This window comes from Curtobacterium sp. CFBP9011 (assembly GCF_034045095.1).
GTDB lineage: Bacteria > Actinomycetota > Actinomycetes > Actinomycetales > Microbacteriaceae > Curtobacterium.
Map to the genome: position 1 here is coordinate 325,765 of NZ_JAXCWN010000001.1, position 26,835 is coordinate 352,599.

A 26,835-nucleotide genomic window follows, 5' to 3' on the forward strand; every position below is an offset into this window, starting at 1 on the left:
GTCGGCGGGACGGCTCGTGACCAGCCTAGCGAGCGGGCGTACGCTGCGATCCGTGACTGACACGACTGTGGAGAACCCTCATGCGACCCGGACTGCTGTGGAGTTCTGGTTCGACCCGACCTGCCCCTGGGCGTGGATGACGAGCCGCTGGGTGGGTGAGGTCGAGCAGCACCGCGACCTCGACGTCACCTGGAACGTGATGAGCCTCTTCGTCCTCAACGAGCACAACGAGGACATGCCCGCCGAGTACCGCGAGGCGATGGAGCGCAACAAGGTGTACTCGCGTCTGGTGACGGCCGCGAAGGCCCGCCACGGCCAGGACGTCGTGAAGCGTCTCTACGACGCCCTCGGCGAGCAGATCCACCACCGCCAGCAGAAGGACCCCGAGCAGGTCGTGCCGGCCGTGCTCGAGCAGCTCGGCCTGGAGGCCGACCTCGCCGATGCCGCGTGGACCGACGAGACCGACGCTGCGATGCGCGAGAGCCACCGCGACGGCATCGAGCGGGTCGGCCAGGACGTCGGCACGCCCGTCATCGCCGTCGACGGCGTCGCCTTCTTCGGCCCGGTCATCTCCCCGGCGCCGAAGGGTCAGCAGGCGCTCGACCTCTGGGACGGCGTCGTCGCCGCGGCCCGCTACCCGGGCTTCTTCGAGCTCAAGCGCTCGCGCACGACCGGCCCGGTCTTCGACACGGTCGACTGACGGGAGGCGCGGCCCGGCCCCGCCACGCAGCCTGCGCTCGCCGAGTCTCGGCTCCGCGGACACCGCGCGCCTCCACGACGCCGCAGAGTGTCCGCTGAGCCGAGGCTCGGCCCCGGCCGGGCGGGCCGGGCGGGCCGGGCGGGGGCGGGCGGGGCCCGGCGGGCCGGCCCGGCTCAGCCGAGCGGCAACCGCATCAGCGTGAGGTCGAGCCACCGGTCGGCCTTGCGCCCGACCTCGGGCACGACGGCGACGGTGGTGAAGCCGAGCCGTTCGTGCAGTGCGATCGACCCGGTGTTGGCGCTGCAGATGCCGGCGATCATCACGTGCCGACCCTCGGCGGTGGCCCGGGCGACGAGCGCTGCCATCAGCGTCGAGGCGATGCCCCGTCCGCGGAACGACTCGACGACGTAGACGCTGTGTTCGACGGTCAGCCGGTAGCCCTGCTGCGGCCGCCACTGGGAGTAGGTGGCGTAGCCCGCGACGACCCCGTTCACCTCGGCGACCAGGACCGGCCAGCCGTCGCCCTGCCGCTCGGCGAGCCAGGTGTCGAACCAGGCGCGGGGATGCGGGACCTCCTGCCAGATCGCGGTCGAGTGCAGGACCGCGTCGACGTGGAGTGCGTGCACGACGTCGAGGTCGGCCGGGGTGCAGTCGCGGACGCGGACGGCATCCGTCGCATATGCTGTCGCCATGTCTCACATCGTAGACGAGCCGGAGGGCACGGGCGCAACCCCCGACGCGGATCACCCTGATGCGGAACGCGGCGGTCCGGAACACCCCGACGACGCCGACCAGCGCCGCCTGGGGGAGCGCCTGCAGCGCCTCCGCACCGAGCGCCGCTGGAGCCTCACCGAGCTCGCCGAGGAGTCCGGCGTGTCCCGCGCCATGATCAACCGCGTCGAACGAGGCATCTCGAGTCCGACCGCGACGATCCTCGGCCGCCTGTCCGGAGCGTTCGGCCTCACGGTCTCGCAGCTCCTCGACGACGCCCTCGAGCACGAGGTGCCCCGCGCCAGTGATCCGGACGAGGCCCGTGGGATCCAGCGCGCCGCCTCGGCCGACTCGTGGACCGACCCGGAGACCGGGTACCGCCGCCGTCCCCTGTCGAGCGCGGACTTCCCCGCCGACGTCACCGAGGTCCGTCTGCCCGCCGGCCGCGAGGTCGCCTACCCCGCCAGTGCCTACGCCTTCCTGCGGCACTGCATCTGGGTCGTCGACGGCACCCTCGAACTGCAGGTCGGCGAGGCCACGACGCGGCTCGGTGCGGGCGACCGGATCGAGCTCGGCGAGCCCGCCGACGTCGTGTACCGCAACGCCGGTGACGAGCCGTGCCGGTACGTCGTCGTCGTGGTGCGGCAGCGCTGACGGGAGGCCCGCCCCGGGCCCGGCACCGCGCCTCCCGTGCGCCCGTCGGCCGGGTCGTCGGACCGGTCCGGCCGCTACGGACGCGGGAATAGGATCGGTCCATGCGCATCCACCTCGGAACGGACCACGCCGGCCTCGAGTTCACCAAGACCCTCGCCACGCACCTGACCGGAGCGGGCCACGAGGTCGTCGACCACGGTCCGACCGCGTACGAGCCGCTCGACGACTACCCCTCGTTCTGCATCAACGCCGCGCACGCCGTGGTGCAGGACCAGCGTGCCGGCGTCCAGGCGCTCGGCGTCGTCTTCGGTGGGTCGGGCAACGGCGAGCAGATCGCCGCGAACAAGGTCGAGGGCATCCGGGCCGCACTGGTGTGGAACGAGTCGACCGCGGTCCTCGCCCGCCAGCACAACGACGCGAACGTCATCTCGATCGGGGCGCGCCAGCACACCGAGGAAGAGGCCATCCGCTTCGTCGACCTGTTCATCGCCGAGCCGTTCTCGGGCGAGGAACGGCACGCCCGCCGCATCGCGCAGCTCGCCGAGTACGAGCAGACCGGCACGATCGCCGGCAAGCAGGTCGACGCGTAGGAGCCGGTCGGGGGACACGATCCGTCAGCGGCACCGGGTAGAACTGGATCCATGCCCGAGGGTCACTCCGTCCACAGGATCGCCAACCAGTTCACCCGCCACTTCGTCGGCAAGCGCTGCGAGGTGTCCAGCCCCCAGGGCCGCTTCGCCGCGGGTGCCGCGCAGCTGGACGGCAAGGAGCTGATCGCCTCCCGGGCCGTCGGCAAGCAGATGTTCCTGGAGTTCGAGGACGACCTGTTCCTCCGGGTGCACCTGGGCCTGTACGGCGCATGGGACTTCGCCGGCGTGATCTCCACGGCTGAGGCGCTGTCGGACGACGACGACCGCGAGGAGTCGCTGTCCTCGATCGGTGCCCCGCGGCTCGCCCGCTACCGGATGGCCGAGCAGGAGAAGAACGAAGACCCGATCGAGGCATTCCCGCCGGACCCGGTCGGCCAGGTGCGTGTGCGGCTGCTCACCGAGGACACCGTCGCCGACCTCCGCGGGCCGACCGCCTGTGTCGTCGAGGACCCGGCCGGGGTGCAGCGTGCGCTCGACAAGCTCGGTCCGGACCCGATGAACGACGACGGCCCCGAGGCCGAGAAGGTCTTCGTCGAGAACGTCCGGAAGCGCAACGTGGCGATCGGGCAGCTGCTGATGGACCAGTCCGTGGTCAGCGGCATCGGCAACATCTACCGAGCCGAGCTGCTGTTCCGGCAGCGGCTCGACCCGTACAAGGCGGGGAAGGAGATCACCGTCAAGCAGGCGAAGGCGCTCTGGGCGGACTGGTCGAAGCTGCTGCACGACGGCGTCCGCGACGGCCTGATGCTGACGATGGACGGCCTGTCCGACGCCGACCACAAGAAGGCGCTGCGCTCCCGCAAGGACCGCCACTGGGTGTACCACCGCCAGGGGGAGCCCTGCCGGGTCTGCGGCACCGAGATCCGGATCGCCGACATGGCCGGCCGCAAGCTCTACTGGTGCCCGAAGGACCAGAAGTAGCCTTCGCGGACCTACAGGGCGCGGTGGGTCCAACGGCCGGCGACGGCCGTGGCCAGGACCGGCATCGTGCGGAGCGCGGCCGACGTCGCCGTGAGCGGGTCGGCTGGCACGAGGACCAGGTCGGCGACGTCACCGACGGCGACGCCGACGCGTCCGTCGGTGCTGCCCCGCCACGCGGCGAGCGCCGACATCCGCTGCTCCGGGTGCCACGGGCTGCGGCCGTCGCGGTCCCGCCCGACGGCGGCGGCGAGCGCCACCCACGGGTCGAGCGGCGCGACGGGGGCGTCCGAGCCGAGCTGCATCCGGGCTCCGGCGCGCTCGAGGGAGGCGAACGGGAACGCCCGGTCGGTTCGGCCCGCCCAGTGGTGGTCGGCGATGTCGCGGTCGTCCATCGCGTGCTCGGGCTGCACCGAGGCGACGACCCCGAGCTGCGCGAACCGGGGGACGTCCTCGGGCTGCAGCAGTTGGGCGTGCTCGATCGTGCCGCGGGTGCCGACGGTCTCGAACGCGTCGAGGGCGAGCGTGACGGCGCGGTCGCCGATGGCGTGCACGGCGGGGACCAGTCCGGCGGCGACGGCACGCCGGAGGACGGGGACCAGGTCCTCGGGGGTCCAGGTGAGGAGCCCCGCGCCGTCCGAGGTGGCGGCGGTCCGGGTGCCGAGTGACCCGTCGGTGATCACCTTGAACGGCCCCATCGTGAGCAGTTCCCGGGTGCCCGGGACGACGTCGCCGGTGCGGAGGCCGCGGGCCACCACGTCGTCCAGCTCGCCCGGGTAGACCCCGGAGGCGACGCGGATGCCGTCCGTGCCGGCCGCGATCCGGCGCGCCCACCGGTCGAGTCCGAAGACCATCTCGAGGTCGACGACCCCGGTCACCCCGCGCTGGGCGGCGGCGTCGACCGCTTCCTCGACGGCGGCGTCGAGCAGCTCGTCGGGGACGCGGGACAGTGCGCCGGTGACGTCGAACGCGTCCTGTTCGCGGAGGACGCCGTCCGCCGCGGCGGGCAGGGCACGGCCGAGCAGACCGGCGAAGTGCGCGAGGGCACGCGTGTTGCACCAGACGGCGTGCAGGTCCGCGGCCACGACGACGACCGGGAGGCCCGCGGCGGCTCGGTCGAGCAACTCGCGTCGTGCGGGTGCGGGCCAGAGCCCGTCCCGGTAGCCGTGACCGACGAGGACGTGGTCCGGCAGCGCGGTCCGGGCCGCGTCGGCGAGGCGGTCCGCGGTCTCCTCGGCGGAGGTGCAGTCCTGGACGTCGACACGCTGCCGCATGAGCGCCCACTGGTCGAAGTGCACGTGGTGGTCGCGGAGGCCGGGGCCGAGCCAGGCGCCGTCGGCCTCGACGACCTCGACGTCGAGCACCGTGCCGGGCGGGACGTCGGCGGCGCGCGGCACGTCGACCGTCCCGGCGGGCCCGATCGCGGCGATCCGCCCGTCGACGACGAGCACGTCGGCCGGGGCGCCGGACGTCCCCACCCGCCGGACGGTGCGGAGCAGGACGACGGTCACCGCGCCTCCCGCCCGTCGGCGCGCACGTCCGCAGAGCCTGTCCGCACCCGCTCCATCTCGTCCGCCAGTGCCGGCGCCGCGTACGGGCCGTCGGCACGGAGGCCCGCGATCACCCGGTCGACGACCTCGGGTGCCTTGTTCTGGCTGAGCTTCGCACGCGCGTCGAACCGGGTGACCCGCAGCCGGATGCCGACGGTGCCGCGGGCGATGCGGCGGGCGGTGTCCTCGTCGACGTCGAGCGACACCGGGGACGGCATCGCCCGCTCGAAGTGGTCGACCAGGTCACCGAGGACCCGGAAGTTCTCGTCGTCGGACAGGATCTCCGGCGTGCCCCACAGGTGCGCGGTGGTGTGGTTCCAGGTCGGCACGAACTGCTCCGGCGGGTACCAGGCGGGGGAGACGTAGCCGTGCGGGCCCTGCACGACGACCAGGACCTCGTGCTGCCCGAGCTCGTGCGCGACCTCGTCCGGACGGCCGACGTGGGACACCAGGACGAGTTCGTCGTCGGCGCTCGGTTCGAGCAGGAACGGGTAGTGCGACGCCACCAGCCCCGCGGCCGTGTGCGACACGATCGTCGCCCAGGGGTTCCCGTCGATGAGCCGTCGGACCTCGTCGACCTCGGTCATCAGGAAGGAGGGTGTGTGCCGCATGCGACGAGCGTGGCACATGCCAGGCTGTCCGGCATGGAGAAGCGCGCTGCCTACGAATCCGTCCTGCCCTACGTCCGCGAGTGGATCGCCTACAAGGTGTGGCAGCTGCGGTTGCCGGGCGTGCAGGTCGCCGTCGGGTTCGAGGGCCAGGAGCTCTTCGCCGACGCGTTCGGGTACGCGGACGTCGAGGCCGGCCGTCGGCTGACGAACGCCGACCTGTTCCGGATCGCCTCGCACTCGAAGACGTTCACCGCGACCGCGCTGCTCCAGCTCGCCGACCAGGGTGCCCTGCGCCTCGACGACACCGTCGGCACGTTCGTTCCCGCCCTGGTCGAGGCCGCTTCGCCGATCGCCGACGCCACGGTCCGTGAACTCATGGAGATGGGCGCCGGCGTCGTCCGCGACGGGGCCGACGGCGACCACTGGGCGCTGGCAAACCCGTTCCCGGACGCCGACGAACTGATCGCCCTCGTCGTCGCGGGTGGCGCGAAGGTGCCCGTCGGCTCGGCGTTCAACTACTCGAACCTGGGCTACGGCCTGCTCGGCCTGGTCATCGAGGCGGTCACCGGAACCAGCTACGCCGACCACGTCCGTACGGCGATCACCGAGCCGCTCGGCCTGACCGGCACCGGCGCCGAGTTCGACCCGGCGCGCGAGGACGAGTACGTCGTCGGCTACACCGGCCTGCACACCGCCCGCACCCGGCAGCGTGTCCCGCACGTGACGACCGGGGCGCTCGCCGCGGCCACCGGGTTCCACGGCACCGCCTCGGACCTGGTCCGGTACTTCTCCGCACACGTCCCCGGTCGCGGCTCGCTGCTCTCCGACCACGCCAAGCGCCTGGCCCAGCGGAAGGCGTGGAGCGCCCTGGACAGTGACCCCGCCGCGCGCGGCTACGGTGCCGGCTTCGTCGTCGACCGGATCAACGGCCGGGAGGTCCGTGGCCACTCCGGCGGGTTCCCCGGGCAGATCACGCAGTCCGTCTTCGACCCCGCGTCCTCGCTGGTCGTGTCGGTGCTGACGAGCAGCGCCACGGGTCCGGCGACGATGCTGGCGTACGGCATCGTGCACCTGCTCGACGCCGCCGCGGACGAGCACGCCCCCGGCGCACCCGTGCCGGCCGACGTCGACACCGACCGCTACACCGGACGCTTCACCACGTTCGAGGGCATCACCGACATCGCCCGCGTCGGGGACCGGCTGCTGGCGATCGACCCGACGCAGCCCGTGCCGACCGAGTCGCCGGTGCGCCTGGACGTCGTCGACGCCGACACGCTGCGGATGGCGTCGGGGAACCGGTTCGGGTCGATCGACGAGGACATCGTGTTCACCCGTGACGACTCCGGCGCGATCGTGTCGGTCCGGGGCGACAGCGGCATGACGCAGCGCCCGTGGTCGGTGCCGGCGGAGTCACCCGAGGTCGCCGCGGCGCTCGTCTGAGCCCCGGGTCCACCGGTCTGCCGGAGTGGGCGGGGCGGTCGGCGTCAGCGGACGTCGGCCGTCTCCCACAGCCGTCGGGCACCGTCGCGGACCGGGCGGACCAGCGGCGGCACGAACACCAGCACGGCGCCGACGAAGGCCACGAACTGGCCGGCCTGCGGGATCGCGAACAGCCCGGTGAGCGCGTCCTGCGGCGGGATCCAGAGCGTGAAGAGGACCGGTTCGACGACCGTCCACGCGAGCCACACGCCGGCACCGACGAGCACGGCCCCGGCAGCCACGCGGTGCACCCGCCCGCCAGCCGGACCCGTGCTGGTGGTGCTGGTGCCAGCTCCGGCTGCGGTGTCGGCCCTGGTGCGCAGCACGAGCAGGACCCCGAAGACGAAGAGCAGCGCCCGAGCCGCGATGAACAGCACGGTGCCCACGGGCCACGCGCTGCTGGGCACGAACCCGGCGAGCGACCAGGTGAGCACGGCGAGGGCGAACCCGAGCAGGACGCGGTCCTGACCGCGGAGGGCCCGGACCGCCACCAGGGCGGCGGCGACGATGCCGACGGCCAGCACGGTCCGGAAGCCGACCACGTACTGGTCCTCCTGCAGGTCGAGGGCGAACTGCAGCCAGTCGGACACGACGGCGAGCGCCGGGACGAGTGCGGCGACGACCGCGGCGAGTGCCGTCAGTCGGTCGCGTGTGGTGTCGTGCATGGTTCCCCCTCGAACTGTCCTGCCCTCGAACTGTCCTGCGTCGTGCTGTCCCCGGTGCGGTGCGGTGCGTGCGGTCCGGTGTCGGAACTCTACACATCACCGTCTGCTGCGACCAGAGGATGGCGGAGGGCTGTGAAGAACGGGGGTGGGGACAACGGGGGTGGGGACAACCCCACCCCGGGTCCGGGAGGCGGCAGGATGGGACCGGGCCCGCTCCTGGGCGAGGCTCGATGCATGACCGACACCGACCGGCTCGACCTGGCTCGCACCGTCCCCCTGGACGACGCCGTGCCCTCGCCCGACCATGCCGAGACCGTCCCGCTCGACACCACGACACCGGAAGCGACCATCCCGATGCCCTCCGCCCCTGCACCTGGTCCTGGCGGGCCTCCCGGCGGCTGGGACGCGACCCCGCCCGTGACGCTGGCCCCGCCGTCGACGCCGACCGGGTCGCCGCCCGACGGTCGCGGTCCGGACGCCCCGATCCGCTCCGGCAGCGGAGGCAACGGTGGCAGTGGTGGCCGGGCGAGCGCCGGTGCCTTCTACCGAGAGGCCTGGCGTCGGTCGCCGCGGGACTTCGGCTACATGGCCCTCACCGCGGTGCTCCTCTGCACCCTGTACTTCGCGTTCCCCGCGATCCTGGGCATCGGCGGCCTCGGCTCCCGCGACGTGTTCAACCCGTTCACCCTGCTGCTGTTCTTCGTGGCGCTGTTCGTCGCCCGGTGGCTCGGCCAGTTCGAGAAGCTCCGGATGAGCTGGGCCGACCCGCGGCCGATCCGCCCGGTGGACTGGACGCCGAAGTGGCAGCAGAACTGGTGGACGCGCACGGGTTCGGCCGTCGCGAACCCGCACTACTGGCTGTACCTGCTGCACGCGGTCGTCGTCTACCCGCTCGCCGCCGTCGTGACCGTCGGTGCGGGGCTGCTGCTGGCCGTCGGGTTCCTCTGGCCGGTCGCCGTCGTCCTGGCCTACGTCATCGGCGGTCGCTACCTGCTCGACCCGAACGACATCGGCTCCGGTGCGGGCGTGCTCTTCCTCGCCCTGCTGTCGATGGCGGCGAGCGTCGTCCTCTTCCCGCTCTGGCTGCGCGGCTCGGTGCTCGCGCACTACTGGATCGACCACGGTCTGCTCGGTGGCTTCCGGGCCGAGGTGCTCGAGGAGCGGGTGGCGGGCCTCCAGGCCTCCCGCGCCGGTGCGGTGACCGCCGAGGGGCAGGCGCTCCGGCAGATCGAACGCGACCTGCACGACGGGCCGCAGCAGCGACTCGTCCGTCTGCGGATGGACCTGGCCGCCGCCGAGCGGTCGTTCGAGAAGGACCCGGAGCGGGCCAAGCGACTGATCGGCGAGGCCTCGGGCCACGCCCAGGACGCGCTCGACGAACTCCGGGCGCTGTCCCGCGGGTTCGCGCCGCCGATCCTGCTCGACCGTGGGCTGATCGCCGCACTCGAGGCGCTGTGCTCCCGCTCGCCGATCCCGGTCGGACTCGACATCCGCCTGCCCGACGGGCTGGAGCTCGCGACCGAGATCCAGCGGAACGTGTACTTCACGGTGAGCGAGCTGCTGACGAACACCGCGAAGCACGCCGGTGCCTCGGTGGCCGGGGTGTACCTCGGGCTGCTCGTCGACACCGCCGGCACCTGGTTCCTGACGGTCAGCGTCACGGACGACGGCCGCGGCGGGGCGACTGCACGCGAAGGGCACGGCATCGAGGGCTTGATGGGCCGGATGCGGGCCCTGGACGGCGAGCTGACCGTGTCCAGCCCGCTCGGCGGACCGACCGAGGCGACCGCGCGGATCCCGCTCGGCGCCCTGAACGGCGTGCCCACCCCGCGCACGTGAGCGGACCACGTCGCCGCTAGGCTGACCGCATGACCGACGGCCCGGATGCAGCACGCATCCGGGCCGTCGTCGTCGACGACGCCGTCCTGCTGCGCGAAGGCCTGGCCCGCGTGCTCGACGAAGCCGGCATCGACGTCGTCGGCCAGTTCGGCGACCCGGCCTCGTTCCTCGCGGCCCTGCCCACGCTGACACCGGACGTCGTCGTGATGGACGTCCGGATGCCGCCGACCTTCACCGACGAAGGCGTCCGCGCCGCCGTCGAGGCCCGGCGCATCGCACCCCGGACCGGCATCCTGCTGCTCTCGCAGTACGTCGAAGCCGCCTACGCCGAGGACGTCCTGGCCGCCGGCAGCGCCGGCATCGGCTACCTGCTGAAGGACCGCGTCACCCGGCTCGACGAGATCGACGACGCGGTCCGCCGGGTCGCCTCGGGAGGCACGGTGCTGGACCCCGAGGTCGTCACCCAGTTGATGAGTCGCCGCCGTGATCCCCTGGCGGCGCTGACACCCCGCGAGCGCGAGGTCCTCGGCCTGATGGCGGAGGGCCGTACCAACGCCGCCATCGCCCGCGCGCTCGTGATCGGCACCGGTGCGGTCGAGAAGCACGTCACGAGCATCTTCGGCAAGCTCGCGCTCGAGGACACCGGCGAGGACCACCGCCGTGTCCTGGCGGTCCTGGCCTACCTCGGATGAACCGGGTCCCGGCACCGCTGCTGGCCCTCACCGCGATGCTGTCCGTGCAGATCGGCGCCGCGGTCGCGAAGACCCGCTTCGACGAGGTCGGCTCGGTCGGGGCCGCCACACTCCGGCTCGTCATCGGTGCGGTCGTCCTGGCGCTCGTCGTCCGCCCGCGCGTCCGACACTGGACGCGAGCCCAGTGGCTCGCTGCGGTCCTGCTCGGTCTTGCCCTCGGCGGCATGAACCTCTTCATCTACGTGGCCTTCGCGACGATCCCGATCGGTGTCGCCGTGACGATCGAGTTCCTCGGCCCGCTGGCCCTGTCCCTCGCCCACACCCGGCGCTGGCGTGACGCGGTCTGGGCCGCACTGGCGCTCGCCGGCGTGGTGCTGCTCGGCGTCGGACCGTCCGCGATCGGTGACGTCGGGGGAGTCCTGGCCGCCGTCCTCGCCGCCGGGTGCTGGGCTGCCTACATCGTGATGAACCGCCGGGTCGGCGCGGCGATCCCCGGCATCGACGGGCTGGCGGTGTCGATGCTCGTCGCGATGGTGGTGGCGCTGCCGTTCGGACTGCGGCCAGCCGTCGCCGGGGTCGCCGGTGACCCGACGCTGCTCGTCGTGTTCGCCGTCGTCGGACTGCTGTCGAGCGTGCTGCCCTACGCCCTCGAGATGTCCGCGCTCCGCCGGATGCCGACGCGGGTGTTCGGCGTGCTGCAGAGCCTCGGCCCGGCGATCGCGGCGCTCGCCGGCCTGGTGGTCCTCCGGGAGGCCCTGTCGGTGCTCGAGGTCGTCGCCCTGGTCTGTGTCACCGCGGCGAGCGCCGGGGTCACGCTGACGGCACGACGAGGCGTCGCGGCGGTCTGACGGGGCATCGCGTCGACCTGACCGGGCGTCGCGGTGCCGGTGACTCGGCGCCTACTCGGCGCGGAGGAAGTCCGCGTACGTGGGCTCCGCCTGCACGCCGGACAGCAGCGAGGGGTCGTTGACCCGGCGGTCGACGTAGGCGGCGATGACCTCGGGCGGGGTGAGCACGTGGGCGACCCAGGAGGGCACGTCGGTCTTCTTCACGGCGCCTCCTTCCTGCGGTCCGGCCGGATGTCTCGATGATCGAGTAGTTCCACGAACCGGCGTGTCACGAACGATCCTCGTCGGCGGACGGGAAGTCAACGCAGTGCGTCATGCGGACTCCGGAGAACGCGATCGCGCGGGGCGTGGGTCGGACCGGCTGCCGTTCGTGGGCGCGTGCCCGGTCCGGGGATCGACCGGGCGCAGGGTCCGGTGCTTGACGGCCGAGCGCCAGATCCAAGCGTCGGCCTGCTGCCCGAACTGCGCCCACTCGACCAGGACGGCGTCGCGGGTCCAGCTGCGGGCGAAGGCCTTCACGCGGACGTGGAAGGTCGGGAACTGCACCCACGCCCAGACCGGGATCGGGGTGACCGCGTGGCAGACGTCGCCGCCCCGGGCCTCCTCCGACAGGGTGAAGGCGCTCGGGCGTTCCACCTCCGGGTGTTCCGGGGGCTGCCACCGGTTCTCGCGACGCCGTCCCACCGTCGTATTCGAACATGTGTTCGAACGCGGCATCAAGTCCCGCGTGCGCTCCGGCGTGTCCGGGACGACCCGGCGACCAGATCAGGGGGTGATGCGGGCGGTGGACTCGCGGACGCTCAGGGTCAGTTCGGGGCCCGGGCGTGACGGCAGGGGAGCGTCGGACTCGATCTGCTCCCGGAGCAGGACGGCGGCCCGCTGTCCGAGCTCGACGGTGTCACGCGTCAGCGAGGTGATCGCGGGCCGGACGAGCCGGATCATCGCCGAGTCGTCGAACGACACGATCGAGACGTCCTGCGGCACCCGCACGCCCATCTCGCTGGCGACGCCGAGCCCGGCGACGGCGAGGACGTCGTTGTCGAAGACGATCGCGGTCGGTCGGGTCGCTGCCGAGAGCAGACGGCGGGTGGCTGCGGCGCCGGCTTCGGCGGAGTAGTCGGTCGGCACGGACTCGGTCCGGTCGTCGGGGTCGTCGCCCGCGCCGGCGAACGCCCGCACCCGGTCGATCCGCAGTGCGGTGTGCTCGAACTCGGGTGGCCCGGAGACGTGCGCGATCCGCCGGTGTCCGAGGGCACGCAGGTAGCGCAGGACCGTGTCGGTGGCGTCGGAGTCGTCGATCCAGACGCTCGGCGCGGTCCCGGCGGGCGAGGGGTGGGAGCCGACGACGACCGACGGCATGCCGAGTTCGGCGAGCAGGCGCAGCCGGTCGTCGTCCCGTCGCGGGTCGATCACGATCACGCCGTCGACACGGTGTCCGCGCCACCAGTCGCGGTAGGTCTCGAGCTCTTCCTCGGCGTCACGGGCGACGAGCAGCGTCATGCCGATGTGGGTGCCGGTCAGACCGAGCTGGATGCCGGAGATCAGGTCGCCGAAGAACGACTCGGTGCCCAGGGTGCGGGCCGGCCGGTTGAGGACGAAGCCGATCGACCCGGCCTTCGCGCCGCCCAGGGCCCGCGCGGCGGTGTGCGGCTGCCAGTCGAGGTCCCGGGCCACCTGGCGCACCCGTTCCCGTGTCGCCTCGGAGACGCCCGGGCGCCCGTTCAGTGCGAACGACACGGCGCTGATGGACACGCCAGCCCGGGCTGCGATGTCCGCGATCGTCGTTCGACGTCCTGTGGCCACGGGGTTGACTATAGCGCTTTAGTCAGGCATCGTCGCCGTCACGCAGGGGTTCGGCGCACATCGCTGAACCGGTTCAGCAGCTCGACGAAGGAGTCAGCAACGATGAGAAGCACCCACCGCACCACGTCGGGCCGAGTGGCCGCGATCCTGGCAGGCGCCGCAGCGACCGCCCTCGTCCTCACCGGCTGCTCGAGTGGCGGCACCGCCAGCACCGGCGGCGGTGACGGGAAGGTCAGCGGGTCGATCACCCTGCAGACCTGGGCCCTCACGCCGACCTACACGGACTACCTCAACGGCGTCGTGAAGGCCTTCGAGAAGAAGTACCCGGACGCGAAGGTCAAGCTCGTCGACCAGCCCGGTGACGGCTACGCGGACAAGGTCCTCAGCCAGGCCTCGTCGAACTCGCTGCCGGACGTCATCAACCTGCCGCCGGACATCGCCCTGCCCCTCGCCAAGCGCGGGTTCCTGCAGGACGTCGCGAAGGACGACAGCACGCTCTCGAGCACCTACGTCAAGGGCGCGCTCGCGGCCTACAACTACAAGGGCGTCGAGGGCACCTTCGGGTACCCCTGGTACCTCAACACCGACATCGACTACTGGAACAAGACGATGTTCACCAAGTGCGGTCTCGACCCGGCCAACCCGCCGAAGACCACCGACGAGCTGTTCTCGCAGGCCGAGACCATGCACCAGAAGTGCCCGGACGACTACCTGATGAGCCGCAAGCCCGGCCTGAGCGACTTCTCGCTCGCCGGCGTCAAGATCCTCAACGCCGACGGCACGAAGTTCACGTTCGCGAACTCGTCGAAGGCCGCCGACCTCATCACGAAGTACGCGAAGGCCTACAAGGAGGGCCTGATGCCGTCGTCGGTCCTCAACACCGACTACCTCGGCAACTCCACCCTCTTCACGCAGGGCAAGGTCGCCTGGACCACCGGTGGCGCGACCGCGATCAGCGACTTCGAGAAGAACAACCCGTCGCTCAAGGGCAACATCATCGTCTCGCCGGCACTGGACAACCCGCCGCTGTACGTGCAGGGCCTCAGCGTCTCGGCGAAGAGCAAGCACATCGCCACCGCCGAAGCGCTCGCCGCGTTCATGACGAACGCGGAGAACCAGGAGGCGTTCGCACACCTGGTGAACATCTTCCCCTCGACGAAGTCCTCGCAGTCCGACCCGTTCTTCTCGAAGGACGACGGCACCGTGCAGGCCAAGGCCCGCGTCCTCGCCAACGAGGCGCTGAAGACCGCGAAGAACCTCAACCCGGTCGAGGCCAACTCGGCCATGACGGACTTCCTCGACCAGCAGATCGCGCTGGCGATGAAGGGCGGCGTGAGCCCCGAGAAGGCGCTGCAGACCGCCCAGGACAAGATGAACACCCTGCTCGCCAACGGCTGATCCAGCCCCGTCACGTCAAGGAAGAGGGAGGATCGTCATGCGTGCGAACCGCTGGTTCACGCCCTGGCTGCTGGTGCTGCCCGCACTGGTCTGGCTGCTCGCGTTCAGTCTCTGGCCGTCGATCAACACCGTGCGGCTGTCGTTCACGAACGCCAGCCCGCTCGGCGGGGTCAGCGCCTGGGTCGGGACGGCGAACTTCCGGACCCTGCTCGCGGACCCGCAGGTGTGGGAGGCGCTGCTCAACAGCGTCATCTACATGGCGGTGTGCCTGCCGCTGCTGACGGTCCTCCCGCTCCTGATGGCGGTGCTCGTCCAGCACAAGATGCCCGGCATCGCGTTCTTCCGCACCGCGTACTACACGCCGGTGATCGCGAGCGCGGTCGTCGTCGGGCTGATCTGGAACTGGATCCTCGACGACCGCGGCGTCGTCAACGAGATGGCCCAGTCGCTCGGCATCGTGCAGGGGGCGATCCCGTTCCTCACCGACCGGTGGCTGCTGCTGTTCAGCGCCATCAGCCTGACCGTGTGGAAGGGCCTCGGCTACTACATGATCATCTTCCTGGCGGCCCTCGGGAACGTCGGCAAGGACCTGCACGAGGCCGCCGCCCTCGACGGTGCCGGCTCGGTCCGCCGCTTCTGGTCGGTCACCATGCCCGGTGTCCGCGGCACGATGACCCTCGTCGGCATCCTGGTCTGCGTCTCCGCGCTCCGGGTGTTCAGCGAGCTCTACATCCTGACGAACGGGACGGGTGGCCCCGGCGGCCAGGACAACTCCCTCGTCATGCTCATCCAGCAGTACGCCCGCGGCTTCACCGGCAACCTCGGCTACGCGTCCGCCCTGAGCCTCCTGCTCTTCGCCGTGACGCTCATCCCGATGCTCGCCCTCGCCCGGATGAACAGCAAGGCGGACAAGTGACGAACACGACCGACACCAGCGAACCCGTCATCGGCGGCAACGCCGGCCTGGCCGCACCGACGCCCGACGTGGCCGGCGCGACGGGCGGGAGGGGAGCCTCCAGGCCGCCCGGCAAGCGGCGCCGCCGCGCCGTGTGGGGCGTGATGTCCACCCGCGAGAAGGTGGTCCGCTACGTCCTGCTCGTCGTCGTGCTGTTCATCACGATCGGCCCGTTCGTCTGGCAGCTCTCGACGTCGCTGAAGGGCACCGGCGAGGACATCTACACCGCGAACCCGTCGTTCATCCCCTCGCAGCCGACGATCGGCAACTACCTGCGGGTGGCCGACGCGATCCCGGTCTTCGGGTACATCGGCAACTCGCTCATCGTCGCCGCGATCGACGTGCTCGGGAACATCGTCTTCGCGACCCTCGCCGGTTTCGCCCTGGCACGGCTGCAGTGGCGGTTCCGCAAGCTCGTCCTCGGCCTGTTCCTCGCCACCCTGGTGCTGCCGGGCGAGGCGACGATCATCTCCCAGTTCGTCACCGTCAAGGACCTCGGCCTCGCCGACTCCCTGGTCGGGGTCGCGCTGCCCGGCATGATCGCGGCGCTCAACGTGCTGCTCATGTTCAACGCGTTCCGGCAGGTGCCCGAGGAGATCGACCAGGCCGCCGTGATGGACGGCGCGAACGCCCTGCAGCGGCTCCGGTACATCTCGTTCCCGGCCGTGCAGGGGACCATCGCCGTCATCGCGATCTTCTCGTTCATCGGCGCCTGGGACGACTTCCTCTGGCCGCTCATCGTCCTGCAGTCGCCGGACAAGCTCACCCTGACCGTCGGCCTGCAGTACCTGCAGGGCACGTTCGCCACCGACCAGCGGATGATCGCCGCCGGCACGATGATCGCCTTCATCCCGATCGCGGTGATCTTCGCGCTCCTGCAGCGCTTCTTCTTCAAGGGCGTGGAAGAGGGCGGGGTGAAGGGCTGATGCGCTTCGGCGTCAACCACACCCCGTCGAACGGGTGGTTCCACTCGTGGCTGGACTTCTCACCCTCGGACACCGCGCGGGACCTCGAGGCCATCGCCGGCCTCGGCGCCGACCACGTGCGGATCTTCCCGCTCTGGCCGGTCGTGCAGCCGAACCGGACGCTGATCCGGCCCGCGGCGCTGCAGGACATCGCCACCGTCGTGGACATCGCCGGCTCGTTCGGGCTCGACGTCAACGTCGACGCGCTGCAGGGGCACCTGTCGAGCTTCGACTTCGTGCCGTCGTGGCTGGACAGCTGGCACCGCCGGAACATGTTCACCGACCCCGACGTCGTCGCGTCGACCGCCGACTACGTCCGGGCGCTCGCCGACGCGGTGGCCGACCGGCCGAACCTGCTCGGGGTCACCATCGGCAACGAGGTGAACCAGTTCGCGCACGCCCCGCACCCGGCACCGTTCCCGACGACGGCGGCCCAGGGGCACGCGTGGGCCGCGGCGATGGTCGACGCGGCACGCGCGGGGCTGGGCAGCAGCACCGGCGCCGCTGCGTCCGGCACCGGCCGGGAGGCCCGTGGCACGTCCGCCCCGCCGCCCCGGCGACCGCTGGTCACCCTGGCCCAGTACGACGCCGCATGGTACGACGACGCCCAACCCTTCGGTCCGGAGCACGCCGCCGAGCACGGCGACGCCACCGTCACGCACTCGTGGGTGTTCAACGGCGCCGCCCGCCTGCACGGAGCCATGGGTGCCGGATCCGTCCGACACGGCGAGTACCTGCTCCAGCTCGCCGCCGCGTGGAACGAGCGCGCTGACCGGCCGAACTGGTTGCAGGAGGTCGGCGCACCGACCAACGTGGTGGACGTGGCCGACGCCCCGGACTTCACCGAGCAGACGATCCGGCACGCCCTCGACGTGCAGCACCTCGCCGGCATCACGTGGTGGTGCTCGCACGACGTGTCCCGGTCGCTCGCGGACTTCCCGGAGCTCGAGTACGACCTCGGGCTCCTGACGAACGACGGCCGGGTGAAGCCGACGGGGGAGCGGTTCCGCGAGATGGCGCTGGCGTTCGGCGACGGTCGCTCCGAGGCACCCACCCCGCCGTCGACCGCACTCGTGCTCGACGACGTCGCACCCGACGGAGCGCCCCGCTCCGGCACCCGCGCCGACTCGGCCCCAGGCGGCCGGTTCGCTGCCGCCTGGCTCAGCCTCGCCGAGCAGGACGGACGCGGCCCGCAGGTGGTCCTGCGCTCCCGCCTCGGCGACACCGCGCTGCTGGCCGCGCGCGGCATCCGCACCTGCGTCGACGTCCCCGCCGACACCACGACGACCACGCTGTCGGTCGCGCACCCCGCGACCATGCCCTGACCGAACCGCACGACCACCGCCGTCCCCGGAAGGACCCATGCACGACGACATCCCGCTCACCATCGGCCGCGCCCGCCGCGTGCTCGACGAGCGCATCCTGCCCGAGGTGCACGCCACCGCCGTCCCGCTCGACACCGCCTGGCACGAGCTGCCCGGCGAGCCGATCGCCCCCGCCGAGGGGCTCGCGCTCACCTTCGAGCCGTACGAGGTGGGCACCCCCTGGGGCGCCGCGTGGGGCACCACCTGGTTCCGGCTGAGCGGCACGGTTCCCACCGAGTGGGCCGGGCAGCGCGTCGAGGCGATCGTCGACCTCGGGTTCGACAAGAACATGCCGGGCTTCCAGTGCGAAGGACTCGTGTACCTGTCCGACGGCACCCCGGTGAAGTCGATCAACCCCCGCAACCAGTGGGTGCTCCTCGCCGAAGAGGCCGTCGGTGGCGAGACCGTCGAGTTCTTCGTCGAGGCAGCGTCCAACCCCGTCTTGCTCGACTACCACCCCTTCCTCGTCACGCAGGAGGGCGACATCCGGACCTCGTCCCGGAAGCGGCTGTACACGTCGCGTCGGATGGACCTGGCCGTGTTCGCGTCCGAGGTGCACGAACTCGCGCTCGACATCGACGTCCTGCTCGAACTGCAGGAGGAACTGCCGCAGGGACCACGCCGGATGCGGATCCTGCAGGCGCTCGACGACGCCCTGGACGCCCTCGACCTGCAGCACATCACGGAGACGGCACCCGACGCCCGCGCCGCGCTCGCCGAGGTGCTCGCCGCCCCCGCCGAGGCCTCCGCGCACCGGATCTCCGCCGTCGGCCACGCCCACATCGACTCCGCCTGGCTCTGGCCCGTGCGCGAGACGATCCGGAAGGTCGCCCGCACCACGTCGAGCATGACGGAGCTGATCGGACAGACCGACGACTTCCTCTACGGCATGTCCAGTGCGCAGCAGTACGCGTGGATCAAGGAGCACCGTCCCGAGGTCTACGCGAAGGTCAAGGAGGCCGTCGCCGCCGGCCGGTTCCTGCCGCTCGGTGGGATGTGGGTCGAGTCCGACACGGTGATGCCGACCGGCGAGAGCATCGTCCGGCAGTTCTCGCAGGGCCAGCGGTTCTTCGAGCGCGAGTTCGGCATCCGGCCGAAGGGCGTCTGGCTGCCCGACAGCTTCGGGTACTCGCCGGCGTTGCCGCAGCTGATGCGCCGCGCGGGCTTCGAGTGGTTCTTCACGCAGAAGATCTCGTGGAACCAGGTCAACAAGTTCCCGCACCACACGTTCCTCTGGGAGGGCATCGACGGGTCGCGGGTGTTCTCGCACTTCCCGTCGATGGACACGTACAACTCGCGCCTGTCCGGCTCCGAGGTGGCGAAGGCCTCGCGCCAGTTCCGCGAGAACCGCCTGGCCTCCGGCTCGATCGCCCCGGTCGGCTGGGGTGACGGCGGCGGTGGCACCACGCGCGAGATGACCGGCACCGCCGCACGGCTGGCCGACCTCGAGGGCAGCGCCCGCGTCACCTGGGAGCACCCCGACGCGTTCTTCGACCGTGCGAAGTCCGAGCTCGAGAACCCGCCGGTGTGGGTCGGCGAGCTCTACCTCGAGCTGCACCGCGCGACGCTCACCAGCCAGCACCAGACCAAGCAGGGCAACCGCCGCAGCGAGCACCTGCTCGTCGAGGCGGAGTTGTGGTGCGCGACGGCCGCCGCCCGCACCGACTTCGCGTACCCGTACGACGAACTCGACGCACTGTGGCAGCAGGTCCTGCTCCAGCAGTTCCACGACATCCTGCCGGGCACCTCGATCGCGTGGGTGCACCGCGAGGCGGTCGAGCGGTACGCCGAGGTCGCGGACCGTCTGGAGGCCCTCATCGCCGCCGCCCTGTCGGCCCTCGCCGGGAACGGGGACCGGACGGTCGTCGTCAACCCGGCCCCGGTCCTCCAGGCCGGTACCGGAGCGCTCAGCGCGGTCGTCGCGACCGACGTCCCGGCGACGACCGCGGTGTCGCTCACCGAGGCCGACGGCGGGTTCGTGCTCACCAACGAGCTGGTCCGCGTCGTCGTCGACGGCCGTGGACTCGTCACGAGTGCCGTCGACCTGACCACCGGACGCGACGCGATCGCCCCCGGGCAGGTCGCGAACCTGCTGCAGCTGCACCAGGACTTCCCGAACATGTGGGACGCATGGGACGTCGACCGGTACTACCGGAACCGGGTCGACGACCTGGTCGACGTCACCGCCGTGCGCGGCTCGGTCGACGCGGACGGCACCGCCCGCGTCACCGTCTCGCGGGCGTTCAGCGAGTCGACCGTGACGCAGGAGATCACCCTCGCACCGGAGGCCCGCACCCTGGAGTTCGCGCAGGTCACGGACTGGCACGAGACCGAGAAGTTCCTCAAGGTGGCGTTCCCGCTCGACGTCCGCGCCGAGCACACCATCGCGGAGACCCAGTTCGGCGCGCAGAAGCGGGTGACCCACACGAACACCTCGTGGGAGGCGGCGAAGTTCGAGACGTCGATGCACCGCTACGTGCTCGCCGAGGAGCCCGGGTTCGGCGTCGCGCTCGTGAACGACTCGATCCACGGGTTCGACGTCACCCGCGACTCGGTCGACGGGCACGTCACGACCACCCTGCGGCTCTCGCTGCTCCGGGCGCCGCGGTTCCCGGACCCGGAGACCGACCAGGGCGTCCAGACCCACCGGTACGGCCTGGTCATCGGCACCGACGTGATCGGGGCGACCGCGGCCGGCACGGCGATGAACAGCGCCGCCCGGACCGTCACCGGCGACCACGGCTTCGGGCCGCTCGTCCAGGCCTCCGGCGACGTGGTGGTGTCGGCCGTGAAGCTCGCCGACGACCGCTCCGGCGACCTGGTCGTCCGCGTGTACGAGCCGGCCGGACGACGGGGCATCGGCGGACTGGGCGTCGACGGGCCCTTCGGGGAGCCGGTCGAGGTCACGCTGCTCGAAGAGGCCGACCCGGCACTGCCCGGCGTCGCGGCGGTCACCGACGGTGTGGCCGCCTTCGCGGTCGACGCCTTCGAGGTCCGCACCTTCCGCTTCCCGCGGAGCGGCCGCTGACCGGCGCCCGCTGAGACCCCCGCCGTCGGGACTTCGGGTGTCCCGGCGGCGGGTCCACGGCCGGTCGGTCGTGGACCCGCGGCGGCACCTCGTCGCCGCGGACACCACTCGAAGAGGAGTGACATGCAGAAGTCCATGAAGATCGGGATCGTGGCGGCGCTGGTCGCCATGGTGGCGGCACCGATGGTGCCCGCCGCCGCATCGGCAGCACCGGGCGGGCCGGCCGCGGCATCGCACGGGCACGGCCAGGGCCACGGGGGCCAGGGGCAGGGGCACGGGCGGCCGGGCCACGGCGCCCCGACGAAGACCGGGCCGACGAGCATCGCGTACGTCGAGGTGAACAACGACGAACTGCGGAACGTCGGCCGGTACACGCTCGAGAACGGCGCGAACGCGTTCGACGTGGCGATCATCTTCGCCGCGAACATCAACCGCGACGCCGACGGCGACGCGGTCCTGTACGCCAACGAGAACGTGCAGCGCACCCTCGACCAGGCGGCGACGCAGATCCGTCCGCTGCAGGCCAAGGGCATCAAGGTGACGCTCTCCGTGCTCGGGAACCACCAGGGCACCGGGCTCGCGAACTTCACCTCGAAGGCCGAGGCGCGGGACTTCGCCGCGCAGGTCGCCGCCACCGTGAAGCAGTACGGCCTGGACGGCGTCGACCTGGACGACGAGTACTCGGACTACGGCGTGGACGGCACCCCGCAGCCGAACGAACAGTCGATCGGGTGGTTGATCTCGGCGCTCCGAGCGGACATGCCGGGCAAGATCATCTCGTTCTACGACATCGGCCCGTCGTCCGACGCCCTGAAGACCGCGAACCCGTCCATCGGCAAGAAGCTCGACTACGCCTGGAACCCCTACTACGGCACCTACACGGCGCCGACGATCCCGGGGGTCGGGAAGTCGAAGCTGTCCGCCGCCGCGATCGACATCCAGAACACCCCGGCAGCGACCGCAGTGAGCCTGGCGCAGCGCAGCAAGGCCGACGGGTACGGCGTCTTCATGACGTACAACCTGCCGGACGGCGACGTCAGCCCGTACGTGTCCGGGTTCACGAAGGTGCTCTACGGCCAGTCGGCCGTCTACAAGTAGGAGACGACGGGTCCATGAGTGACGAACGCCGTGGCGGCTCGGCTGCCGGCCCGACGACCGCTGGCCCGTCGACCGCCGTCGCGGCCCGGAACGGGGTCGGGTTCGTCTCGCACGAGGCGACGCCGGTCGAACGGACCGGCCCCGGGACGACCGTCGTGGTCGTCCCCGGGCTCGACGGTCACGAGGTCGGGCCCACCGACGTCCTGACCTGGGTCTGGTTCCCGGAACGGTCCCTGCCCGCGGGGCAGACCGAACCGGCCGAACGGGACCTGGACGGGTTCTGGGCCGCCACGGCGTTCGCACTCGACATCGTCTTCACCGACGGCACCCGGCTGAGCGACGGAGCGTCGGGCGCGCACCCCTTCGACCAGACGGGCGCCGTCGACCAGGCTCGCGCCGTCGACCAGTACGGCGACGCGGTCACCCCCGAAGCACAGGACGACGCCCGCAAGCAGTGGGTCGACCAGTGGAACCGGCGGACCGTCGAACTGTCGGCGCACGTCGGCCGGGTGGTGGACCGCCTGGAGGCCCGCCTCGGCCGCGCAGACCAGCCCGCCCCCGCCACCGGCGCGGCTTCCACCGGCTGGATCTCCGCCGGCGCGGTCGCCACCGGTACGGACGACGGCGCCGCTGCCGCGGACCGCCCGGTCCGCGGCTGGCTCGACGACGTCCGCATCGAGCCCGCCGGCCCCGCGACCGGCGCCCCGCCCGCCGACGCCCGCCCCCTCGACCACGTCCGCACCACCCGCGGCACGCACTCGTCCGGCACGTTCTCGCGCGGCAACAACGCCCCGCTCGTCGGCCTGCCACACGGTGGGGTGTTCGGCCTGCCGATGACGAACGCCGCCGACAGCCGGTGGCCGTACGCCTACCAGGAGCACAACCGACCGAGCGACAACCGGCCGACGATCCAGGCCTTCGCGACGAGTCACCTGCCGTCGCCGTGGATGGCCGACCGCGGGGTGTTCCAGGTGATGCCGTCCCCGCTGACCGACCCCGACGTCGACCGCACCGCCCGCGCGCTCGGGTTCGACCACGTCGACGAGCTCGACGGCCCGCACCGCTACCGGGTCACCCTCGACCAGGACGTCACCGCCGAGATGACCGCCGGGGAGTTCGCCCTGGCGTGGCGCTTCACCGGCGTCCGGAGCATCGTCCTCGACCACCACGGCGTGCTCCGTTCGTGCACCGTCCGGCTCGAGGACGGCACAGCGGTCGTCGACGCCCTGCTCGACGACCGGGCCGAGACGCCGCCACACCACGTGCACCTCCGGATCGCCAACGCCGTCGCCGACCACACCACGTTCGTCGACGGACTGCTCCGCGGTCGGGTCGAGGTGTCCGGCGACACCGACGTCCTGCTCGGCATCTCGACCGTCTCCGCCGAGGACGCGGCCGCGAACCTCCGCGCCGCGGGGGACTTCGACACGATGCGCCGCCACGCCGAGGACCGCTGGACCGCCGAACTCGACACGCTGCAGGTCGAGGGCGCCACCCCGGACCAGCTCGTGTCGCTGTACTCCGGGCTGTACCGGGCGTTCCTCTACCCGACCCGGGCGGGGGAGACCGCCCTCGTCCGCGAGAGCGACCCCGCCGGACGCCCCCGACACCGGTCCCCGTACGGCGACGTCCTGTCCGAGCCGATCCGCGACGAGCCCGGCCCCGAGGTCGTCGACGGACCGCTCACCACCACGAACGGGTTCTGGGACACCTACCGGACCGCCTGGCCGCTCCTCGCGCTCCTCACCCCGGACACCGCGGCCGACCTGGCCGAGGGCGTCGTCGGACACTTCACCGACGGCGGCTGGACCCCGCGCTGGAGTGCCCCCGGCGCCGAGGACGTGATGACCGGCACCACGAGCGACACGGTCTTCGCCGACCTCGTCGTGAAGGGCGTCGACGGGTTCGACGTCGCGCAGGCGTACCGGTCCGCGGTGCGCAACGCGACCGTCCCGGCACGGGACCGGCGGGTCGGGCGGAAGGGGAGCCTCCCGGGCCTGTTCCGCGGGTACGTCGACACGGCGACCGGCGAGGGCATGTCGTGGACGCTCGACGCGGCCATCAACGACTGGGGCGTCGCGGTGCTGGCGAACGCGATGGCGGACCGGGCGGTCGCGGCCGGCGACGACAGCGGCGCTGCCCGGTACCGGGCGGAACACGAGTGGTTCGCGCGGCGGTCACTGCAGTACCGGAACGTCTTCGACCGCGAGCGCGGGTTCTTCATCGGCCGCACACCCGACGGCGGCTGGCGTGGCGCCGGTCCCGACGGGGGCTTCGACCCCGACGTGTGGGGCAGCGACTACACTGAGACGAACGCGTGGGGCACGATGTTCACCGCCCCGCACGACGTCGCCGGGGTCGTCGACCTGCACGGCGGACCGGCCGCCTTCGACGATGCGTTCGCCCGCTTCTGGGCGCGACGCGAGACCGGCGGCACCGACCGCTCCGGCTCCTACGGCTTCGCGATCCACGAGATGACCGAGGCCCGCGACATCCGGATGGGGATGCTCGGCCTGTCCAACCAGCCGGCGCACCACATCCCGTTCTTCCCGATGTCCACCGGCCGCCACGACGACGCCCACCGTGTCGTCCGCGAGTGCCTCGAGCGGCTGTTCGTCGGCTCCGACCTCGGCCAGGGGTACCCGGGCGACGAGGACAACGGCGAGATGAGCGCGTGGTACGTCTTCGCCACGATCGGGCTCTACCCGCTGGCACCGTCGACCGGCACCTACGTGATCGTGCCGCCGTCGGTCCGCCGGACGGTGCTGCACCGGGCGGGAGGCGCGTCCACCGTCATCGAGACCACCGGCAGCGGGGCGTACATCGCGTCGGTCACGGTCGACGGGGAGCCCTGGGAGTCGGTGAGCATCCCGCACGCGGTCGTGGTCGGCGCGTCGCACATCGACGTGGCGCTCGCCGAGACGCCCCAGGGCTGGGCGGCGGACACCCGCCCCACGTCGGCCTCCGCACTGCACGGGTACCGGGACACACCGGACGACGTGCTGCCGGTCGGGGTGTCGCCCCTCACCGACGACACCGGCCTGAGCGTCGTGTCGCTCGGGGCCGGGGAGTCGGTCGTCGTGCCGGTCACGGTGTCGGCGGCCTCGCTCGTCACGGTGACCGTCGCCGCCGCGGGGACCGGGTCGTGGCGGATCGTGCTGCGGGACGCCGACGGTGCGGCGGTGCACGTGCTCGACGGTCGGGACGAGGTGTTCGACCGGGACGGCCAGACGCGGGTGTTCCCGTTCGCCGGCGGGGTGGACGGCGGGATGCTGACGTTCGAGGCGCTGACGCCGATCGCGCTGACGCAGCTGCAGCTCATCGCGGCGGACGGCGGCGGTTCCTGACCGGGTGTTGACGCTTCCGGCTATGGGTGTTAGCTTTTGGCTAACACTCGTAGCCAGGAGGCAACCATGCTCGAACACATCGAACGCGACGGCGGCACCATCGCCGTCGACGTCAGCGGCACCGGACCCCTCGTCGTCCTCGCCCACGGCATGGGGGACAGCCGACACTCGTACCGGTTCATGGTGCCGGGACTCGTCGCCGCCGGGTACCGCGTCGCGAACGTCGACATCCGCGGCTGCGGCGACTCGAGCACCGGATGGGCCGGGTACTCCCGCACCGACATCGCCGGGGACCTCGTCGCCGTCGTCCGACACCTCGGCGGTCCGGCCGTCGTCGTCGGCCAGTCCATCAGCGGCGGTGCCGCCACCATCGCCGCCGCCGACGCACCGGACGTCATCACTGGCGTCGTCGAACTCGCCCCCTTCACCCGGGCGCAGTCCTTCGACCTCCGCGGGTTCCTCCGCAACCGGAACCACCACCGCTCCGGCACGGTCCAGCTCCTCCGCGTCATGGCCGCCGGCAGCCTGCCCGGGTGGCTCGCCTACCTCGACCTCGCCGTCCCCACCAAGCCCAGCGACTGGGCCGTGGAACGCGGCCGCATCGAGGACGCACTGCGACGTCCCGGACGGATGGCGGCCCTCCAGGCCATGACCAAGACGACCCCCGCCGACGCCGGAGCCCGACTGGCGGACGTCCGCTGCCCCGTCCTCGTCGTCCAGGGCGGCGCTGACCCGGACTGGGCCGACCCCGCCGCCGAGGGCCGCCGCATCCTCGCCGACCTGCCGACCGGACTCGGCGACCTCGCCGTCATCGACGGCGCCGGCCACTACCCGCACACCGAGACGCCCGCCGAGGTCCTGGCGCTCGTGCTGCCCTTCCTCGGCCGCACCCTGACCGCGACCACCACCGGCGGCGACCGTGCCTAGGGCCGGACTCGACGCAGCGGTCGTCACCGCGGCCGCCGCCGGCCTGGCCGACGAGAACGGCCTCGCGCAGCTGAGCATGAGCACCGTCGCGGACCGGCTCGGCGTGAAGCCGCCGTCGCTCTACAAGCACGTGGCGGGCCTCCCGGACCTGACCCGGCGGATCGCCGCGCTCGCCGCCGCCGAGCTGACCGACGAACTGGCCGACGCGACGCGCGGACACACCGGACGGGAGGCCCTGGTCGCCGCCGCGCGCACCGTCCGCCGGTACGTGCAACAGCACCCCGGCCGCTACGCGGCCACCACCGGCAGACGGCCGGCGGACGCCGACGACCCACTCGCCACGGCCCTCGACCAGTCGCTGTCGGCGTTCGTCACCGTCCTACGGGACTACGGACTGGACCCGGCCGACGAGGTGCACGCGCTCCGGATGCTCCGCAGCATGCTGCACGGGTTCGCCACGCTCGAGGTGCCCGGGGGGTTCCAGCTCGGCACCGACGTCGACGAGAGCTTCACGTGGATGATCGACTTCCTCGACCAGGGGCTGCGGGCACGGGCGTCGGGCGGGGGCGGACGGGCCGTCGGCGGGAACGGCCGGGCGGTCGTCGACGGCGGCGGTGCGGCGGCTCGCTAGGC

24 protein-coding genes are annotated in these 26,835 nt (G+C 72.1%); 17 read left to right on the forward strand and 7 right to left on the reverse strand.

Annotated elements, in window-relative coordinates; genetic code table 11:
- The first annotated feature begins 136 nt into the window (after window positions 1-136).
- A complete protein-coding gene (locus tag SOM35_RS01545) occupies window positions 137-700 on the forward strand; it encodes a mycothiol-dependent nitroreductase Rv2466c family protein (protein WP_414648545.1) in 564 nt (187 codons plus the stop codon).
- A gap of 173 nt (window positions 701-873) precedes the next feature.
- Here SOM35_RS01545 and SOM35_RS01550 read toward each other — a convergent pair whose 3' ends face one another.
- A complete protein-coding gene (locus SOM35_RS01550; RefSeq protein ID WP_320514121.1) occupies window positions 874-1,392 on the reverse strand; it encodes a GNAT family N-acetyltransferase in 519 nt (172 codons plus the stop codon).
- On the opposite strand from SOM35_RS01550, the gene SOM35_RS01555 reads away from it, so the two are divergent.
- The 3 genes from SOM35_RS01555 to SOM35_RS01565 all read left to right on the forward strand — a co-directional run bounded on the left by SOM35_RS01555 (window position 1,391) and on the right by SOM35_RS01565 (window position 3,636).
- Complete coding sequence (locus SOM35_RS01555; protein WP_253462005.1) at window positions 1,391-2,065, forward strand: helix-turn-helix domain-containing protein; 675 nt, start codon at window positions 1,391-1,393, stop codon at window positions 2,063-2,065. The two genes, SOM35_RS01550 and SOM35_RS01555, sit on opposite strands and share 2 nt — an antisense overlap.
- 101 nt (window positions 2,066-2,166) lie before the next feature.
- Window positions 2,167-2,655 (forward strand): ribose-5-phosphate isomerase, encoded by a 489-nt coding sequence (locus tag SOM35_RS01560; protein ID WP_221850617.1) that lies wholly within the window; start codon window positions 2,167-2,169, stop codon window positions 2,653-2,655.
- 51 nt (window positions 2,656-2,706) lie between these two features.
- Window positions 2,707-3,636: an Fpg/Nei family DNA glycosylase gene (locus SOM35_RS01565; protein WP_320514124.1), complete on the forward strand. Its 930-nt coding sequence runs from the start codon at window positions 2,707-2,709 to the stop codon at window positions 3,634-3,636.
- Between the two features lie 11 nt (window positions 3,637-3,647).
- Here SOM35_RS01565 and SOM35_RS01570 read toward each other — a convergent pair whose 3' ends face one another.
- Both SOM35_RS01570 and SOM35_RS01575 read right to left on the reverse strand, forming a co-directional pair.
- Entirely contained in the window at window positions 3,648-5,144 is a 1,497-nt protein-coding gene (locus SOM35_RS01570; protein WP_320514125.1) for an amidohydrolase, read from the reverse strand.
- Complete coding sequence (locus SOM35_RS01575) at window positions 5,141-5,794, reverse strand: FMN-binding negative transcriptional regulator (protein WP_320514126.1); 654 nt, start codon at window positions 5,792-5,794, stop codon at window positions 5,141-5,143. The genes SOM35_RS01570 and SOM35_RS01575 overlap by 4 nt, the downstream gene beginning before the upstream one ends.
- A 33-nt stretch (window positions 5,795-5,827) precedes the next feature.
- Between SOM35_RS01575 and SOM35_RS01580 the strand changes: the two genes are divergently transcribed.
- Window positions 5,828-7,234 carry a serine hydrolase domain-containing protein gene (locus SOM35_RS01580; RefSeq protein WP_320514127.1) on the forward strand — a complete coding sequence of 469 codons (1,407 nt, stop codon included), beginning with the start codon at window positions 5,828-5,830 and terminating at the stop codon, window positions 7,232-7,234.
- A 44-nt stretch (window positions 7,235-7,278) separates the two neighbouring features.
- Here the strand turns inward: SOM35_RS01580 and SOM35_RS01585 are convergent, their stop codons facing one another.
- Complete coding sequence (locus SOM35_RS01585; RefSeq protein WP_320514129.1) at window positions 7,279-7,938, reverse strand: hypothetical protein; 660 nt, start codon at window positions 7,936-7,938, stop codon at window positions 7,279-7,281.
- 234 nt (window positions 7,939-8,172) lie between these two features.
- On the opposite strand from SOM35_RS01585, the gene SOM35_RS01590 reads away from it, so the two are divergent.
- Genes SOM35_RS01590 through SOM35_RS01600 form a run of 3 tightly spaced genes read left to right on the forward strand, consistent with a single transcriptional unit; the run spans window position 8,173 to window position 11,317 of the window.
- On the forward strand, window positions 8,173-9,777 hold the full coding sequence (locus SOM35_RS01590; protein ID WP_320514130.1) for a sensor histidine kinase: 1,605 nt from the start codon (window positions 8,173-8,175) through the stop codon (window positions 9,775-9,777).
- A gap of 29 nt (window positions 9,778-9,806) precedes the next feature.
- On the forward strand, window positions 9,807-10,469 hold the full coding sequence (locus tag SOM35_RS01595) for a response regulator transcription factor (protein WP_320514131.1): 663 nt from the start codon (window positions 9,807-9,809) through the stop codon (window positions 10,467-10,469).
- Window positions 10,466-11,317 (forward strand): EamA family transporter, encoded by an 852-nt coding sequence (locus tag SOM35_RS01600; protein ID WP_320514132.1) that lies wholly within the window; start codon window positions 10,466-10,468, stop codon window positions 11,315-11,317. The genes SOM35_RS01595 and SOM35_RS01600 overlap by 4 nt, the downstream gene beginning before the upstream one ends.
- Window positions 11,318-11,368: 51 nt before the next feature.
- Here the strand turns inward: SOM35_RS01600 and SOM35_RS01605 are convergent, their stop codons facing one another.
- The 3 genes from SOM35_RS01605 to SOM35_RS01615 form a co-directional block, all read right to left on the reverse strand.
- The gene (locus tag SOM35_RS01605; RefSeq protein ID WP_181439339.1) at window positions 11,369-11,521 is read right to left on the reverse strand and encodes a hypothetical protein; all 153 of its coding nucleotides are present in this window, start codon (window positions 11,519-11,521) and stop codon (window positions 11,369-11,371) included.
- A 108-nt stretch (window positions 11,522-11,629) separates the two neighbouring features.
- The gene (locus SOM35_RS01610; protein WP_221850626.1) at window positions 11,630-12,001 is read right to left on the reverse strand and encodes a hypothetical protein; all 372 of its coding nucleotides are present in this window, start codon (window positions 11,999-12,001) and stop codon (window positions 11,630-11,632) included.
- Between the two features lie 81 nt (window positions 12,002-12,082).
- Window positions 12,083-13,120, reverse strand: coding sequence for a LacI family DNA-binding transcriptional regulator (locus tag SOM35_RS01615; RefSeq protein ID WP_320514133.1), 1,038 nt, complete (start codon window positions 13,118-13,120; stop codon window positions 12,083-12,085).
- Between the two features lie 102 nt (window positions 13,121-13,222).
- Between SOM35_RS01615 and SOM35_RS01620 the strand changes: the two genes are divergently transcribed.
- From SOM35_RS01620 to SOM35_RS01660, 9 genes are all read left to right on the forward strand, one after another.
- Window positions 13,223-14,518 carry an ABC transporter substrate-binding protein gene (locus tag SOM35_RS01620; RefSeq protein WP_320514135.1) on the forward strand — a complete coding sequence of 432 codons (1,296 nt, stop codon included), beginning with the start codon at window positions 13,223-13,225 and terminating at the stop codon, window positions 14,516-14,518.
- A gap of 37 nt (window positions 14,519-14,555) precedes the next feature.
- Window positions 14,556-15,434 (forward strand): carbohydrate ABC transporter permease, encoded by an 879-nt coding sequence (locus SOM35_RS01625; protein WP_110904020.1) that lies wholly within the window; start codon window positions 14,556-14,558, stop codon window positions 15,432-15,434.
- Window positions 15,431-16,399, forward strand: coding sequence for a carbohydrate ABC transporter permease (locus SOM35_RS01630; RefSeq protein WP_220039238.1), 969 nt, complete (start codon window positions 15,431-15,433; stop codon window positions 16,397-16,399). Before SOM35_RS01625 ends, SOM35_RS01630 begins: the two co-directional genes overlap by 4 nt.
- On the forward strand, window positions 16,399-17,763 hold the full coding sequence (locus SOM35_RS01635) for a glycoside hydrolase 5 family protein (protein ID WP_320514138.1): 1,365 nt from the start codon (window positions 16,399-16,401) through the stop codon (window positions 17,761-17,763). Before SOM35_RS01630 ends, SOM35_RS01635 begins: the two co-directional genes overlap by 1 nt.
- 37 nt (window positions 17,764-17,800) lie before the next feature.
- Window positions 17,801-20,830, forward strand: coding sequence for an alpha-mannosidase (locus SOM35_RS01640; RefSeq protein ID WP_320514139.1), 3,030 nt, complete (start codon window positions 17,801-17,803; stop codon window positions 20,828-20,830).
- A 123-nt stretch (window positions 20,831-20,953) separates the two neighbouring features.
- Window positions 20,954-21,928 carry an endo-beta-N-acetylglucosaminidase H gene (locus SOM35_RS01645; RefSeq protein WP_320514141.1) on the forward strand — a complete coding sequence of 325 codons (975 nt, stop codon included), beginning with the start codon at window positions 20,954-20,956 and terminating at the stop codon, window positions 21,926-21,928.
- Window positions 21,929-21,942: 14 nt separating this feature from the next.
- Complete coding sequence (locus tag SOM35_RS01650) at window positions 21,943-25,275, forward strand: GH92 family glycosyl hydrolase (RefSeq protein WP_320514142.1); 3,333 nt, start codon at window positions 21,943-21,945, stop codon at window positions 25,273-25,275.
- Window positions 25,276-25,341: 66 nt separating this feature from the next.
- On the forward strand, window positions 25,342-26,202 hold the full coding sequence (locus tag SOM35_RS01655; protein WP_320514144.1) for an alpha/beta fold hydrolase: 861 nt from the start codon (window positions 25,342-25,344) through the stop codon (window positions 26,200-26,202).
- Window positions 26,195-26,833, forward strand: coding sequence for a TetR-like C-terminal domain-containing protein (locus SOM35_RS01660; RefSeq protein WP_320514146.1), 639 nt, complete (start codon window positions 26,195-26,197; stop codon window positions 26,831-26,833). Before SOM35_RS01655 ends, SOM35_RS01660 begins: the two co-directional genes overlap by 8 nt.
- The last annotated feature ends 2 nt before the right edge of the window (window positions 26,834-26,835 follow it).